Source organism: Streptomyces sp. NPDC006259, assembly GCF_042870975.1.
Classification (GTDB): Bacteria; Actinomycetota; Actinomycetes; order Streptomycetales; family Streptomycetaceae; genus Streptomyces.
The window spans coordinates 422,765-436,781 of record NZ_JBIAHY010000004.1 but is presented as its reverse complement, the minus strand read 5'-3'; the positions used below and the strand labels follow the sequence as shown (position 1 = coordinate 436,781).

The window sequence follows — 14,017 nt, the reverse complement described above, 5'->3', positions numbered from 1 at the left end:
CGGGCCGGAGCCGAACCGAGAGCCGAGCCCGGCCGACGCGCCGCGGAGCCGGTCCGGAACGCCGATCCGCAAAGCCGGACCCGAGCCGCAGGGCCGGACCGGGCCGGGCCGGGCCGCCGAGCCGGAGCCGAGCCACAGGGCCGGGCCACCGAGCCGGAGCCGACCGGCGTGACCACCCTCTCCCCCGGCCGGTTCACTCACCCGGCCACTGCGGCTTCCGCTTCTCGTTGAAGGCCGCGACGCCCTCGGCCCGGTCCCTCGAGAAGGCCACCGTCCGCCAGGCGGCGTCCTCGACCTCCAGGCCCGCTCGCAGGTCCAGCCCCTGCCCCAGCCGCAGGGCCCGCTTGGCCGCGCGCAGCCCCACCGGCGAGTTGGCGCCGATGCGCGCGCCCAGCGCCAGCGCCTCCTCCCGGTCCGCTCCCTCGTCCACCAGCACGTCCACCAGGCCCAGCTCCCGCGCCTCGACGGCGTCGACCCGGCGGGCGGAGAAGATCAGCTCGGCCGCGCGGGCCGCCCCCACCCGGCGGGGCAGCAGCTGGGTCCCCCCGCCACCCGGGATCACGCCGACCGACACCTCGGGCAGGCCCACCACGGCCGTCCGGTCGGCCACGATCACGTCGCAGGCCAGCGCCAGCTCGAAGCCGCCGCCCAGCGCGAACCCGTGCACCGCCGCGACCGTCGGCACCGGCAGCTCCAGCACACCCGTGTACGCCCCCCGCGCGACCGGCCGCTGCCGCACCAGTTCGGCGTCGGAGAACGAGTTGCGCTCCTTGAGGTCGGCCCCGACGCAGAAGGCCCGCTCGTGCGTCGAGGTGAGCACGACCACGCGTACGTCCCGGTCCTCCCCGAGTGCCGTGCAGGCGGCCCCGATGGACCGGGCCATCTCCGTGGACACGGCGTTCATGGCCTTGGGCCGGTCGAGGGCCAGCTCCGCGACATGCCCGTCCCCGTGCCGCCGCACCAGCACGAACTCCCCGAACCGTTCCTCACTCATGACACCCTCCGGGTTAACGCGGGTTAACAAACCTGGCAGGCCCGATCATCGCAGCCGCACCGCGCCGGGAAAAGGCCCGCCCGCCTCCCGCTCGACCCCCGCCCACCCGTTCGAGTGACATCCCGCCCGACTCCGCCCGCACCGCCCAGGGGAGCGCATAACGTGCGTCCGCCACGGCGCAGAGGGGGCGCGACGACATCGGGGAGGGAACGCGATGACGACCACACCGGTGAGGAGCCAGGCCGCGAGCGCGGGAGCGGGGCTGTCGGAAGCGGAGCGGACGGGAAACCGGACGGAAAGGGTCCCCGAGGCGGCCGGCCGCGCACGGGGGCGGCATCGCCGGCCCCGGCCCCGGAAGGTGCTGTTCGCCGCGGGCGGGTTCGCGCTGGCGGTGGGGGCGCTGAGCCTGTTGCGGCCGGCCTCCGACTCGGGTGTGGACACCGCCCAGGCCGAACCCCGGCTCGGGCCCACCGCGGACATCCGGCCGGACCCGGACCACGCGACGAACCCGGCGGTCACCGCGTCCGCGGCGCCCCGGCCGGCATCGTCCGCCGCGGCCCCGATGGGCGGCGGCCCCACGGCCGGCTCCGGCGCGGCCCCCGGCGCCTCCCCGACCTCCGCGGTCCGCACCCCCAGCGGCCCCTACGGCCCGCGCACGACGCCACCGGCCGAGGAGGGACCGGACACCCCGGCGGCCACACCCACCCCGAGGACGACTCCCGAACCTCCCCGGCCCCCCGGACCGACGGCACCCCCGGCACCCGGCCCGACCACCGCCCCGCCCGCCCCCGGCCCCACGAGCCGCCCCGGCCTCTGTCTGCCGGTCATCGGCCTCTGCGTGGACCCCCTGCCCGGCCCCGCCGACTGAGCGAGCGGACACACCGGCGGCCACACCCACGCCGAGGACGACTCCCGAACAGGCCTCTGCGTGGACCCCTGCCCGGCCCGCCCACCAGGTGGCGGAAGCCATCCGTCGCCGACGCCCCACCGGCTGAGGGGCGGCGGCTGTCCGGCGTCGCCGGCGCCCCCGGCGGCTGAGGAGCGGAACCACCCTGCCCCGCCGGCGCCCCGCCGGCCGAGGGCGGAGGCTATCCGGCGTCGCGGGTGCCCCGGCGGGTGAGCAGCCAGGGCTCGACCACGCCGAGCCCGCGCACGGGCCGCTGCCACATCGGCTGGAGCGCGAAGCGGTACGCGGGCGGCTCCTCGCCCTCCTTCTCCGCGGTGGCCGCGGCCTCGGCGGCCTCCGCCTCCGAGGCGGGAGCGTCGCCGGTGCGGATCAGCTCCTCGGCGAAGGCGCTGTCCACGAGCACGGCGTCCCGAGGCGCTATCGACGTCAGCCGGGAGGCCAGGTTGACCGTGGTGCCGAAGACATCGCCCATCCGGGTGGTCACGGTGCCGAAGGCCATGCCGACGCGCAGTTCGGGCATCGTGGCGTCATCGCTCATCGTCTCGACGAGCAGCAGCGCGATCTCGGCGGCGGTGCCGGCGTCGTCGGCCGCGTACAGCACCTCGTCGCCGAGGGTCTTGATCAGGCGTCCGCCGCGGGCCGCGACCAGGTCGGCCGCGGTGGTCTCGAAGGCCTCGACCAGCTCGCCCAGCTCCTCCTCCTCCATACGGCGGGTCAGCCGCGTGAAGCCGACGAGATCGGCGAAGCCGACCGCGAGCCGACGGTCGACCATCTCCTCGTCGTCCGCGGCCTGCACGACCCGTCCCGCCGAGGCGGCGAGCTGCCGGCGCCACACGTAGACGAGGAACTCCTCCAGCTCCGGCAGCAGCAGCTCGACGATCGGATACGTCACCTCGGTGCGGGTCATCCCCGGTTCGGGCGGCTCGGTCAGGCCCTCCAGGAAGGAATCGATCTGCCACTCCGCCAACCGGGCGGTGGTCTGCCCGGTGGACCGCGCCACCTGGACCGCCATGGCCTCGCTCAGCAGCCCCGCCTCGACGAGACCGGCGAGGCGGCGCAGGGCCAGTACGTCGGCCTCGGTGAGCGCCCTGGCCTGCCCGATGTCGGCGAAGCCCATGGCCCGCCAGAAGCGGGAGGCCAGCTCCATGGAGACACCGGCGCTACGGGCCGCCTGGAACGGGGTGTAGCGGCGCTCGGCGCCGAGGATGAGCTGCTCGAGGCGCAGGGCGAGAGGGTCGTCACCGGAGTCGGCGGCCGGCATGTCCACCCGGCCGTCCGCGCCCTCGTCGGAGCCCGTGTCGTCGACGGTCACGCCTGCTGCCCTTCCGATCTATCGCGGTCAGGTTTCGACCGGCCCCAACTCTACGGCAGGTGTGCGCCAGCTCACTCCGTCCGGGAGGGCGGGGGTGACGTCCGGTGCGGTGCCGCGGCCGGCCGGGGTTCCGCTCCCGGACCTCCGGCCAACGCCCGCCCACCGTCCGGCCCGGCCGGCCACCACCGACGCGTCCGGCGTTCTCCGGGGGCGAGGCCGTTCAGGCCGGCCGCAGGTGCACGATGTCGCCCGCGCCCACCGGCTCCCGTACCCCCTCCTCGGTGGCGAGGACCAGCCGGCCGTCCCCGTCCACGGCCACCGCCTCGCCGACCACCGACCGGTCCCCCGGCAACTCCGCCCGCACGGTCCGCCCCAAGGTCGCGCACCCCGCCGCGTACGCCTCCTGGAGCCCCGACACCGAGGGATCGCCCCCGGCCTCCCGCCACCGCCCGTACCACTCCTCCAGCGACCGCAGCACCCCCCGCAGCAGGGGATCCCGGTCCGTGCTGACCGCACCGGCCAGCACCAGCGACCCCGCCTGCGGCACCGGCAGCTCCTCGGCCCGCAGGGTGACGTTGATGCCGACGCCGACCACGACCCCGTCCGCACCGGCCCGTTCCGCCAGGATCCCCCCGGCCTTGCGTTCCTCCCCGTCGACGGTCACCAGCAGGTCGTTGGGCCATTTCAGCGCCGTGTCGACGCCCGCGGCCCGCGACAGGCCGGTGGCCACCGCGACGCCGGTGAGCAGCGGCAGCCATCCCCACCGCGCCACGGGGACGTCGGCCGGCCGCAGCAGCACGGAGAAGAACAGTCCGGACCGCGGCGGCGCCGTCCACCTCCGGTCGAGCCGTCCCCGCCCGGAGGTCTGTTCCTCGGCGACCAGGACGGCCCCCTCGTCGGCCTTCCCGGCGGCGGCGAGGGCGACGAGGTCGGAGTTGGTGGACCCGGTGCGGGACACGATGTCGACCCCCGTCCACAGTCCGCCCCCGCGGACGAGCCCGCGCCGCAACGCGACGGCGTTGAGGGGTGGACGGTCCAGATCGGACCACCGGCTGCTGTCTCCGGGGTTTCCTGCTGCATCTCGCGGCGTCATGCAAGCCACCCTAGGTGTGGTAAACGCCGCACTGCCGATCGGTAGGCCCGCCACTACTCTACGGATGAGTAACCGTCCCCCCTTTTGAGCAGGCAGGGAGCCGCATCCCGATGTCCGAGTCGGAAGAGATCGACATCCACACGACCGCGGGAAAGCTCGCGGATCTCCAGCGTCGCGTCACGGAGGCGACGCACGCCGGCTCCGAACGCGCCGTCGAGAAGCAGCACGCCAAGGGCAAGCTGACCGCCCGTGAGCGCATCGAACTCCTCCTCGACGAAGATTCGTTCGTGGAGCTGGACGAATTCGCCCGGCACCGCTCCACCAACTTCGGCCTCGACCAGAACCGCCCGTACGGGGACGGCGTCGTGACCGGGTACGGCACCGTCGAGGGCCGGCCCGTCGCCGTGTTCTCGCAGGACTTCACCGTCTTCGGCGGTGCCCTCGGCGAGGTCTACGGCCAGAAGATCGTCAAGGTCATGGACTTCGCGCTGAAGACCGGCTGCCCGGTCATCGGCATCAACGACTCCGGTGGTGCCCGCATCCAGGAGGGCGTGGCCTCGCTGGGGGCGTACGGCGAGATCTTCCGCCGCAACACCCACGCGAGCGGCGTCATCCCGCAGATCAGCCTGGTCGTCGGGCCGTGCGCGGGCGGCGCGGTGTACTCGCCGGCGATCACCGACTTCACCGTCATGGTCGACCAGACCTCGCACATGTTCATCACCGGCCCGGACGTCATCAAGACGGTCACCGGCGAGGACGTCGGCTTCGAGGAGCTGGGCGGCGCGCGCACCCACAACTCGACGTCGGGCGTGGCGCACCACATGGCCGGCGACGAGAAGGACGCCATCGAGTACGTCAAGCAGCTGCTGTCGTACCTGCCGTCGAACAACCTCTCCGAGGCGCCCGCGTTCCCGGAGGAGGCGGATCTCGCCGTCACCGACGAGGACCTGGAGCTGAACACGCTCGTCCCGGACAGCGCGAACCAGCCGTACGACATGCACACGGTGATCGAACACGTCCTGGACGACGCCGAGTTCTTCGAGACGCAGCCGCTGTACGCGCCGAACATCCTGACCGGCTTCGGCCGGGTGGAGGGCCGTCCGGTCGGCATCGTCGCCAACCAGCCCATGCAGTTCGCGGGCTGCCTGGACATCAAGGCCTCCGAGAAGGCGGCCCGGTTCGTGCGGACCTGCGACGCGTTCAACGTCCCGGTCGTCACCTTCGTGGACGTCCCCGGCTTCCTGCCCGGCGTCGACCAGGAGCACGACGGCATCATCCGCCGGGGCGCCAAGCTGATCTACGCCTACGCGGAGGCGACCGTCCCGCTGATCACGGTCATCACCCGCAAGGCCTTCGGCGGCGCCTACGACGTGATGGGCTCCAAGCACCTGGGGGCCGACCTCAACCTGGCGTGGCCGACGGCCCAGATCGCCGTGATGGGCGCCCAGGGCGCGGTCAACATCCTGCACCGCCGCGCCATCGCCGAGGCGGAGACCACGGGCGACCCGGAGGCGACCCGCGCCCGTCTCATCCGGGAGTACGAGGACGCCCTCCTCAACCCCTACATCGCCGCCGAGCGGGGTTACGTCGACGCGGTGATCATGCCGTCGGACACCCGCCGGCACATCGTGCGGGGCCTGCGTCAGCTGCGGACGAAGCGGGAATCCCTGCCTCCGAAGAAGCACGGCAACATCCCCCTGTAAGGAGCCGCTGTGATCAAGGTCGTACGGGGCAATCCGACCCCGGAGGAGCTGGCCGCCGCCCTGGCGGTGGTCCGCGCCCGCGCCGCGGCGGCGGCAGCCGAGCCGTCCGGCGCGCAGGAGGCCGGGGACTCCTGGTCGGACCCCTCCCGCATCGCCGGCCGTCGCCTGCCCCGGCCGGGTCCGGCCGCCTGGAGCCGCACCTACTGGCCGGGCTAGGCCGGTCCGCCGCCCGTCAGAGACGGGCGGCCACGGCCTCGGCCATCACCGCGTACCCCGCGTCGTCGGGGTGCAGGTGGTCGCCGGAGTCGTACGCGGGGTGCAGCCGGTCCGGGTCGGCCGGATCGGCCAGCGCTCGGCGCAGGTCGACGACCGCGTCGTACTCGCCCGAGCGGCGCACCCACGCGTCCACCTCGTGGCTCACCCCGGCCGCGTGCTCGCCCCAGTGGTCCGAGCCCCCGAACGGCAGCAGGGTCGCCCCGACCGTCCGCAGGCCCCGCCCGCGCGCCTGCCGTATCAGCTCCCGGTGCCCGGCGATGAGTTCGCCCGCCTCCACCACGGGGGCGGGCTTGTACGTCGGCTGCTCGTCCGTCTCGCCGAAGCCGATGTCGTTGAGGCCGAGGAGCACCACGAGGGTGTCCACCCCCGGCTGCTCCAGCACGTCGCGGCGCAGCCGGTGCAGGGCCTTCTCCCCGTACCAGGCGGAGTCGTTGAGCAGCAGGTTCCCGCCGATGCCGGCGTTGAGGACGGGGCGTCCGGTGCGCCGGGCCAACTGGTCGGACCAGCGCCGGTCGGCGCCGGGTGTCGAGCCGAAGCCGTCGGTGAGGGAGTCGCCGAGGAGGGCGATGCCGTCCGCCCGGCCGTCGTCGGTCTGTACGGCGGTGAGGAAGTACCAGGACTGGCTGCTGGCGTCGAAGTCCTCGCCGGCCACGTCCTGCGACAGGTCGCCCGCGCCGCGGTAGCTGGTCGTGAAGGCCTGGGCGTGGAAGGTGGCGGGGCCGGTGACGGCGTCGAAGTGGAGGGTCAGCGTCAGCGCCTGTCCCGGTGCCACGGCGAGCGGGGCCGGATCGCTGAGCAGGTGGCCGCGGGCCGGGATCGCCGTGTGCGCCGATCCCCCGAAGGTGAGGCGGGTGACGGAGTCCGCCTCGACGGCGGGGCCCGCGGCCGCGCGGGCCACGGTGGCGGCGGCGATGCGGACCGGGGAGGTGCCGTAGGCGTTCGACAGCCGGATCCGCACCCGGCCGCCGCCGGCCGTCAGCCGGACGCTCTGGCGCACGGACTGGCGCCAGAAGCCCTCGCGGGACCAGTTGGGGGTGAAGCCCTCGCTGGGGAGCTGGGGCGGGGCGGTCCAGGCGGTGGTGAACACGGGCGGGTCCTCTCGTCGGCCGGCACGGTGACACCTTAATGAAACCACAGTCCCGTTTAGACAAGTTGAGTACGTGTACTCAGGCGGCCGCCACCGCCCCGCCGCAGGCTGGATCGCATGCTGTGGTCCGACCCCGACAACGAGCCGCCCGAGGACATGCGCGACGCGCAGGAGATGCTGCGGCGGCTCGGGCTCCTCATGGCGCTCGCCATGGTGGTCGCGATGATCGTCATCGGGATGAAATGACCCGGCCGACCTGGATGAACGCGGCGCGGCGCGCCGATACGCTGACGGCATGACCGATCAGCCGCGCCGCCGTCTCGTGCTCGCCTCCCAGTCCCCCGCCCGGCTGGGCCTGCTGCGCCAGGCAGGACTCGACCCCGAGGTGATCGTCAGCGGGGTCGACGAGGACGCCGTGACCGCCCCCACCCCCGCCGAACTGGCGCTCGCCCTGGCCGAGGCCAAGGCCTCCGTCGTGGCCGCGCGCCCCGAGGTCATGGGCGCGCTCGTGATCGGCTGCGACTCGGTCCTCGACCTGGACGGCGAGGCCCTGGGCAAGCCCGCGGACGCCGAGGAGGCCACCGCCCGCTGGAAGTCCATGCGCGGCCGCGCGGGCACCCTCCAGACCGGGCACTGCGTCTACGACACCGCCACGGGGCGCCACACCTCCGCCGTCGCCTCCACCGTGGTCCGCTTCGGCGAGCCCACCGACGAGGAGATCGCGGCTTACGTCGCCTCCGGGGAACCGCTGCACGTCGCCGGGGCGTTCACCCTGGACGGCCGCTCGGCGCCGTTCATCGACGGCATCGACGGCGACCACGGCAACGTGATCGGCCTCAGCCTGCCGCTCGTACGCCGGCTGCTGGCCCGCCTGGACGTGGGCATCACCCAGTTGTGGGCGCCGTCGGACCGTTGACCGGGGCGGGCCCCTGGTCCTTCGGCCCGGCGGTGTCCCCGGGCCCGGCGGCGGGCCCCTCCTTGCGGTCGTACGTCATGAGCAGCAGCACGATGAGCGCCAGCGCCACGACCATGGACAGGAACGCCGGCCAGCCCACCAGCCCCCACGCGGCGGCGCCCAGCAGCCCGTGCACCACGGCGGCGCTGACCAGCAGGACGCGGCCTAAGCCGGCCGGCGGCTGGTCGCGGACGGCCACCAGCAGGGCGACCAGCCCGCAGAAGGCGAAGTAGAGGCCGAAGACGATCCCGCCGACCTTCGACGACGTCGACATCATGTCCGGGTCCAGGCCCGCGAGGGACATGTCCTGACGGTCGACGACGATCCCGAGGAACCAGTTCAGCGCGGCGACGCCGAGCGCCTCGACGAGGAGCACGACCGCCACGACCACTGCCACCGGTCTGCGCAGCACCGGTCCCACCCACTTTCGACCCGGCCCGCACAGGACCGCCGTTACCCGAGTGCGCCCGCCCGTCACCCGAGCACCACTCCGCGGGGTGGCCCTCGGGCCGCTGGGCCTTCTTCAGCGCCACGAACGCTACTCACGGGTATACGCGGGGACAAGGGTTCTGCCGACGGCAAAGAATCATTGGGCCATTCGTAGGGACTCCACAAAGAAACGGAGTGGGCCGCAGCACGTGGTCACAGAGACCTTGGCCACAGTGGAGGGCTAGGGTTTCGGGGAGGAGTGCTGCGTACGGCGGTACTGCAAGGGAATTCACGGTCGAGTGAGCCTGGCATCACGCTCCGTGTGGGCAAGCTCACCTTTGGGGACGGGTCGATGAGTCGTGTCGGCAGTCCCTAAACTCGGCTTGTTTCAAGGAGGGAGCCTCAATCGTGCGCAAGGTGCTCATCGCCAACCGTGGCGAAATCGCAGTCCGCGTGGCCCGGGCATGCCGGGATGCCGGTATCGCAAGCGTCGCCGTGTACGCCGAACCGGACCGGGACGCTCTGCATGTCCGCGCCGCGGATGAGGCGTTCGCCCTGGGCGGTGACACCCCGGGCACCAGCTACCTCGACATCGAGAAGGTGCTGAACGCCGCCCGCGAGTCGGGGGCGGACGCGATCCATCCCGGCTACGGCTTCCTCTCGGAGAACGCCGAGTTCGCCCAGGCCGTCCTGGACGCGGGCCTCATCTGGATCGGCCCGCCGCCGCAGGCCATCCGCGACCTCGGCGACAAGGTCGCCGCCCGGCACATCGCCCAGCGCGCCGGCGCGCCGCTGGTGGCGGGCACGCCGGACCCGGTGTCGGGCGCCGACGAGGTCGTGGCCTTCGCGGAGGAGCACGGCCTGCCCATCGCGATCAAGGCCGCCTTCGGTGGCGGCGGACGCGGCCTGAAGGTCGCCCGCACCCTCGAAGAGGTGCCCGAGCTGTACGACTCCGCGGTCCGCGAGGCCGTCGCGGCCTTCGGCCGCGGCGAGTGCTTCGTCGAGCGCTACCTCGACAAGCCGCGGCACGTCGAGACCCAGTGCCTGGCCGACCGGCACGGCAACGTGGTCGTCGTCTCCACCCGTGACTGCTCCCTCCAGCGCCGGCACCAGAAGCTGGTCGAGGAGGCCCCGGCGCCGTTCCTCTCCGAGGCGCAGGTGGCCGAGCTGTACTCCTCCTCCAAGGCCATCCTCAAGGAGGCCGGCTACGTCGGCGCGGGCACCGTGGAGTTCCTCGTCGGCGTCGACGGCACGATCTCCTTCCTGGAGGTCAACACCCGGCTCCAGGTCGAGCACCCGGTCACCGAGGAGGTCGCCGGCATCGACCTGGTGCGCGAGATGTTCCGCATCGCCGACGGCGAGGAACTCGGTTACGACGACCCGCCGTTGCGCGGCCACTCCTTCGAGTTCCGCATCAACGGCGAGGACCCGGGCCGCAACTTCCTCCCCGCCCCCGGCACCGTCACCACGTTCGACGGGCCGTCCGGCCCGGGCGTGCGTCTGGACGCGGGCGTGGAGGCCGGCAGCGTCATCGGCCCGGCCTGGGACTCCCTGCTGGCCAAGCTGATCGTCACCGGCCGCACCCGCCGGGAGGCCCTCCAGCGGGCCGCCCGCGCCCTGGCGGAGTTCCAGGTGGAGGGCATGGCCACCGCCATCCCCTTCCACCGCGCGGTGGTGAAGGACCCGGCGTTCGCCCCCGAGCTGACCGGCTCGACCGACCCGTTCACGGTCCACACCCGCTGGATCGAGACCGAGTTCGTCAACGACATCAAGCCCTTCGCGGCTCCCACGGACACCGAGGCCGACGAGGAGGCGGGCCGCGAGACCGTCGTGGTGGAGGTCGGCGGCAAGCGCCTGGAGGTCTCCCTCCCGGTCTCGCTCGGCATGTCCCTGGCCCGCACGGGACTCGCGGCCGGCGCCAAGCCCAAGCGGCGCGCCGCCAAGAAGTCCGGCCCCGTCGCCTCCGGTGACACCCTCGCCTCCCCGATGCAGGGCACGATCGTCAAGATCGCGGTCGAGGAGGGCCAGGAGGTCAAGGAGGGCGATCTGATCGTCGTCCTGGAGGCCATGAAGATGGAGCAGCCCCTCAACGCCCACCGCTCCGGCACCGTCAAGGGCCTCGCCGCGGAGGTCGGTGCCTCGATCACCTCGGGTGCCCCCATCTGCGAGATCAAGGACTGACCCGAGCAGCCCGACCCCGGTTCCCCGCGCCCACGAGAAACAGGGCGCGGGGTTCTGTCGTCCACGGGCCCGGGAACCCGCCCGAGCCGGCCCGGCAACCCCGTCGGAACGCGCGGCGCGGGGCGTACCCGAGGAGCACGCGGCGCGGGGCGTACCCGAGGAGCACGCGGCGCGAGGCGTACCCGAGGAGCACGGGGCACGAGGCGTACCCGAGGAGCACGGGGCACCGTCGACGCGCCGGGCGCACAGCCGCCCGAGAGGCGCGGAAAGCCCCGCGACCGGCCGCGGCGGACCGGCGCGCGCGCATCCACACCCACCGCCCGCGGCGCGAAAACACACCGCTCAGGGGCCGCCGTCGGCGTCGGAATCCGCCACATCCGCTTCCGCGTCGGCGTCCGCGTCCTAACGACGCCGCATGTCCGCGACCCGCGCCCGCTCCGCCCCCGGAGCCTGCTCGCCCAGCACCGCCGCCGCGCGCAAGCCCGCAGCAGCGCCGCCGCCCGGCAGCTGCCCTCTCCGAGGCGCCGGCAAGGGAACGTCCCGACGCTGCTGCCGCCGCGCCGGGACCGGCTCACCCCCCGGGTTCCCCGCCGCCCCCGCCACGGCGATCTGCACCCCCTGGTCGGCGAGGGCCTGCAGTTCGGTTCCGGCCCGGTCGTCGTGCGCCGGCGGCTCGTCGGTCACCAGGCGGGTGATGACGTCCGTCGGCACGGTCTGGAACATGGTGTCGGTGCCGAGCTTGGTGTGGTCGGCGAGCACGACGACCTCGGCGGCCGCCTGCACGAGGGCCCGGTCGACCGAGGCCGCCAGCATGTTGGACGTGGACAGACCGCGCTCCGCGGTCAGCCCGCTCCCGGACAGGAAGGCGCGGGAGACCCGCAGTCCCTGGAGGGACTGTTCGGCCCCGCTGCCCACGAGGGCGTAGTTGGAGCCGCGCAGGGTGCCGCCGGTCATCACGACCTCCACGCGGTTGGCGTGTGCCAACGCCTGGGCCACCAGCAGGGAGTTGGTGACGACGGTGAGTCCGGGGATCCGGGCGAGCCGACGGGCCAGCTCCTGGGTGGTGGTTCCCGCTCCGACCACGATGGCCTCGCCCTCTTCGACGAAGCTGGCGGCGAGGTCGGCGATGGCGGTCTTCTCGGCGGTCGCGAGATGGGATTTCTGCGGGAAGCCGGACTCGCGGGTGAAACCGCCCGGCAGTACCGCACCGCCGTGCCGGCGGTCGAGGAGTCCTTCTGCCTCCAGTGCGCGCACGTCCCGCCGTACGGTCACTTCGGAGGTCTGGACGACGCGGGCGAGTTCACGGAGCGAAACGGCTCCGTTGGCTCGCACCATTTCGAGGATCAATTGGCGACGTTCTGCAGCGAACACGAAACTGACAGTAACGCGGGCGACCGTCTGCTTTCAGCTCTTTGCGCCGAATAACAGAAGTTGTTCGCACAGCACCACATGAAGTGGTATAGGGCCCTAGTCACCCCGCCTATGCCACTCGCACGGGCCGCAACTCCCCGTGACCAGCGGGGAGTCCGTTTCGGCCGCCGGACGGACTACGCCTCGCCGCCCGTCTTGCGGCTGTGCAACTGCCGCGCCACTTCGGCGATCGAGCCCGAGAGCGACGGGTACACCGTGAAGGCCTTCGCGATCTGTTCGACCGTCAGATTGTTGTCGACGGCGATCGAGATGGGGTGGATCAGTTCCGAGGCGCGCGGCGCCACGACGACACCGCCGACCACGATCTCCGTACCCGGCCGGCAGAAGATCTTGACGAAGCCGTCGCGGATGCCCTGCATCTTGGCGCGCGGGTTGCGCAGCAACGGCAGCTTCAGCACCCGGGCGTCGATCTTGCCGCCGTCGACATCGGCCTGGGAGTAGCCGACGGTGGCGATCTCGGGGTCGGTGAAGACGTTCGAGGAGACGGTCTTCAGGTTGAGCGGGGCCACCGCGTCGCCGAGGAAGTGGTACATGGCGATACGCCCCTGCATGGCGGCGACGGAGGCGAGGGCGAAGACGCCGGTCACGTCACCGGCGGCGTACACGCCGGGGGCGGTGGTGCGGGAGACCCGGTCGGTCCAGATGTGGCCGGACTCGCGGACCTTGACGCCCGCCTCCTCCAGGCCGAGGCCGGCGCTGTTGGGGATGGCGCCGACGGCCATCAGGCAGTGCGAGCCGGTGATGACCCGGCCGTCGGCGAGGGTGACCTCGACGCGGTCGCCGACGCGCTTGGCGGACTCGGCGCGCGAGCGGGCCATCACGTTCATGCCGCGGCGGCGGAAGACGTCCTCCAGGACGGCGGCGGCGTCCGGGTCCTCGCCGGGCAGCACGCGGTCGCGGGAGGAGACGAGGGTGACCTTGGAGCCGAGGGCCTGGTAGGCGCCGGCGAACTCCGCGCCGGTGACACCGGAGCCGACCACGATGAGTTCCTCGGGCAGTTCGCGCAGGTCGTAGACCTGGGTCCAGTTGAGGATGCGCTCGCCGTCGGGCTGGGCGTCGGGCAGTTCGCGGGGGTGTCCGCCGGTGGCGAGGAGGACGGCGTCGGCGGTGAGGGTCTCCTCGGTGCCGTCGGCGGCGGTCACGACGACCTGGCGGGAGCCGTCGAGGGCCTGCATGCCCTTGAGCCGGCCGCGGCCGCGCAGGACGCGGGCGCCGGCCCGGGTGACGGAGGCGGTGATGTCGTGGGACTGGGCGAGCGCGAGCCGTTTCACACGCCGGTTGACCTTGTGGAGGTCCACGCCGACCACCCGGGCCGCCTGCTCCAGCGGCGGGGTGTCGTCCGCGACGATGATGCCCAGTTCCTCGTAGGAGGAGTCGAAGGTGGTCATCACCTCCGCCGTGGCGATCAGGGTCTTCGACGGCACGCAGTCGGTCAGCACCGACGCCCCGCCCAGACCGTCGCGGTCGACGACGGTCACCTCCGCGCCGAGCTGGGCGGCCACCAGGGCCGCCTCGTATCCGCCGGGTCCGCCACCGATGATCACGATCCGAGTCACGTACTCCATTGTCCCGCACCGGCGGGGGTGCTACTCCCCCGGGGGCCGTGCGGAGGTACGCCCGCGACGGGAGGGACGCCGTACGACGGCGGT

At 73.2% G+C, this 14,017-nt stretch carries 13 protein-coding genes; 6 read left to right on the top strand and 7 right to left on the bottom strand.

The annotated features are described in order from the left end of the window. Window positions 1–193: 193 nt before the first annotated feature. The gene (locus ACFYO5_RS18595) at window positions 194–994 is read right to left on the bottom strand and encodes an enoyl-CoA hydratase/isomerase family protein (protein WP_388709793.1); all 801 of its coding nucleotides are present in this window, start codon (window positions 992–994) and stop codon (window positions 194–196) included. 214 nt (window positions 995–1,208) lie between these two features. Here ACFYO5_RS18595 and ACFYO5_RS18590 point away from each other — a divergent pair, with 214 nt between their 5' ends. Then, the gene (locus ACFYO5_RS18590; RefSeq protein WP_388709791.1) at window positions 1,209–1,862 is read left to right on the top strand and encodes a hypothetical protein; all 654 of its coding nucleotides are present in this window, start codon (window positions 1,209–1,211) and stop codon (window positions 1,860–1,862) included. Window positions 1,863–2,082: 220 nt separating this feature from the next. Here the strand turns inward: ACFYO5_RS18590 and ACFYO5_RS18585 are convergent, their stop codons facing one another. Continuing rightward, window positions 2,083–3,213, bottom strand: a complete 1,131-nt coding sequence (locus ACFYO5_RS18585; RefSeq protein ID WP_356560142.1) for an adenylate/guanylate cyclase domain-containing protein — start codon at window positions 3,211–3,213, stop codon at window positions 2,083–2,085. 220 nt (window positions 3,214–3,433) lie between these two features. Next, window positions 3,434–4,306, bottom strand: coding sequence for a biotin--[acetyl-CoA-carboxylase] ligase (locus tag ACFYO5_RS18580; RefSeq protein ID WP_388709788.1), 873 nt, complete (start codon window positions 4,304–4,306; stop codon window positions 3,434–3,436). Window positions 4,307–4,416: 110 nt separating this feature from the next. Here ACFYO5_RS18580 and ACFYO5_RS18575 point away from each other — a divergent pair, with 110 nt between their 5' ends. Next, complete coding sequence (locus ACFYO5_RS18575) at window positions 4,417–6,009, top strand: acyl-CoA carboxylase subunit beta (RefSeq protein ID WP_356560144.1); 1,593 nt, start codon at window positions 4,417–4,419, stop codon at window positions 6,007–6,009. Window positions 6,010–6,018: 9 nt separating this feature from the next. Further along, window positions 6,019–6,225 carry an acyl-CoA carboxylase epsilon subunit gene (locus ACFYO5_RS18570; protein ID WP_388709786.1) on the top strand — a complete coding sequence of 69 codons (207 nt, stop codon included), beginning with the start codon at window positions 6,019–6,021 and terminating at the stop codon, window positions 6,223–6,225. A 16-nt stretch (window positions 6,226–6,241) separates the two neighbouring features. Here ACFYO5_RS18570 and ACFYO5_RS18565 read toward each other — a convergent pair whose 3' ends face one another. Continuing rightward, on the bottom strand, window positions 6,242–7,372 hold the full coding sequence (locus tag ACFYO5_RS18565) for an SGNH/GDSL hydrolase family protein (RefSeq protein ID WP_388709784.1): 1,131 nt from the start codon (window positions 7,370–7,372) through the stop codon (window positions 6,242–6,244). Window positions 7,373–7,489: 117 nt separating this feature from the next. On the opposite strand from ACFYO5_RS18565, the gene mmpB reads away from it, so the two are divergent. Both mmpB and ACFYO5_RS18555 read left to right on the top strand, forming a co-directional pair. After that, on the top strand, window positions 7,490–7,618 hold the full coding sequence (mmpB, locus tag ACFYO5_RS18560; protein ID WP_388709782.1) for a morphogenic membrane protein MmpB: 129 nt from the start codon (window positions 7,490–7,492) through the stop codon (window positions 7,616–7,618). Window positions 7,619–7,667: 49 nt separating this feature from the next. After that, window positions 7,668–8,288, top strand: coding sequence for a nucleoside triphosphate pyrophosphatase (locus tag ACFYO5_RS18555; RefSeq protein ID WP_356560148.1), 621 nt, complete (start codon window positions 7,668–7,670; stop codon window positions 8,286–8,288). On the opposite strand, the gene ACFYO5_RS18550 is transcribed toward ACFYO5_RS18555, so the two are convergent. Then, window positions 8,257–8,739 carry a hypothetical protein gene (locus ACFYO5_RS18550; RefSeq protein ID WP_388709780.1) on the bottom strand — a complete coding sequence of 161 codons (483 nt, stop codon included), beginning with the start codon at window positions 8,737–8,739 and terminating at the stop codon, window positions 8,257–8,259. The two genes, ACFYO5_RS18555 and ACFYO5_RS18550, sit on opposite strands and share 32 nt — an antisense overlap. 425 nt (window positions 8,740–9,164) lie before the next feature. On the opposite strand from ACFYO5_RS18550, the gene ACFYO5_RS18545 reads away from it, so the two are divergent. Beyond that, window positions 9,165–10,937 (top strand): biotin carboxylase N-terminal domain-containing protein, encoded by a 1,773-nt coding sequence (locus tag ACFYO5_RS18545; RefSeq protein ID WP_356560150.1) that lies wholly within the window; start codon window positions 9,165–9,167, stop codon window positions 10,935–10,937. A 402-nt stretch (window positions 10,938–11,339) separates the two neighbouring features. Here the strand turns inward: ACFYO5_RS18545 and ACFYO5_RS18540 are convergent, their stop codons facing one another. Next, the gene (locus ACFYO5_RS18540) at window positions 11,340–12,308 is read right to left on the bottom strand and encodes a DeoR/GlpR family DNA-binding transcription regulator (RefSeq protein WP_388709777.1); all 969 of its coding nucleotides are present in this window, start codon (window positions 12,306–12,308) and stop codon (window positions 11,340–11,342) included. Window positions 12,309–12,484: 176 nt separating this feature from the next. After that, window positions 12,485–13,933, bottom strand: a complete 1,449-nt coding sequence (locus ACFYO5_RS18535) for an NAD(P)H-quinone dehydrogenase (protein ID WP_356560152.1) — start codon at window positions 13,931–13,933, stop codon at window positions 12,485–12,487. Window positions 13,934–14,017: the final 84 nt, after the last annotated feature.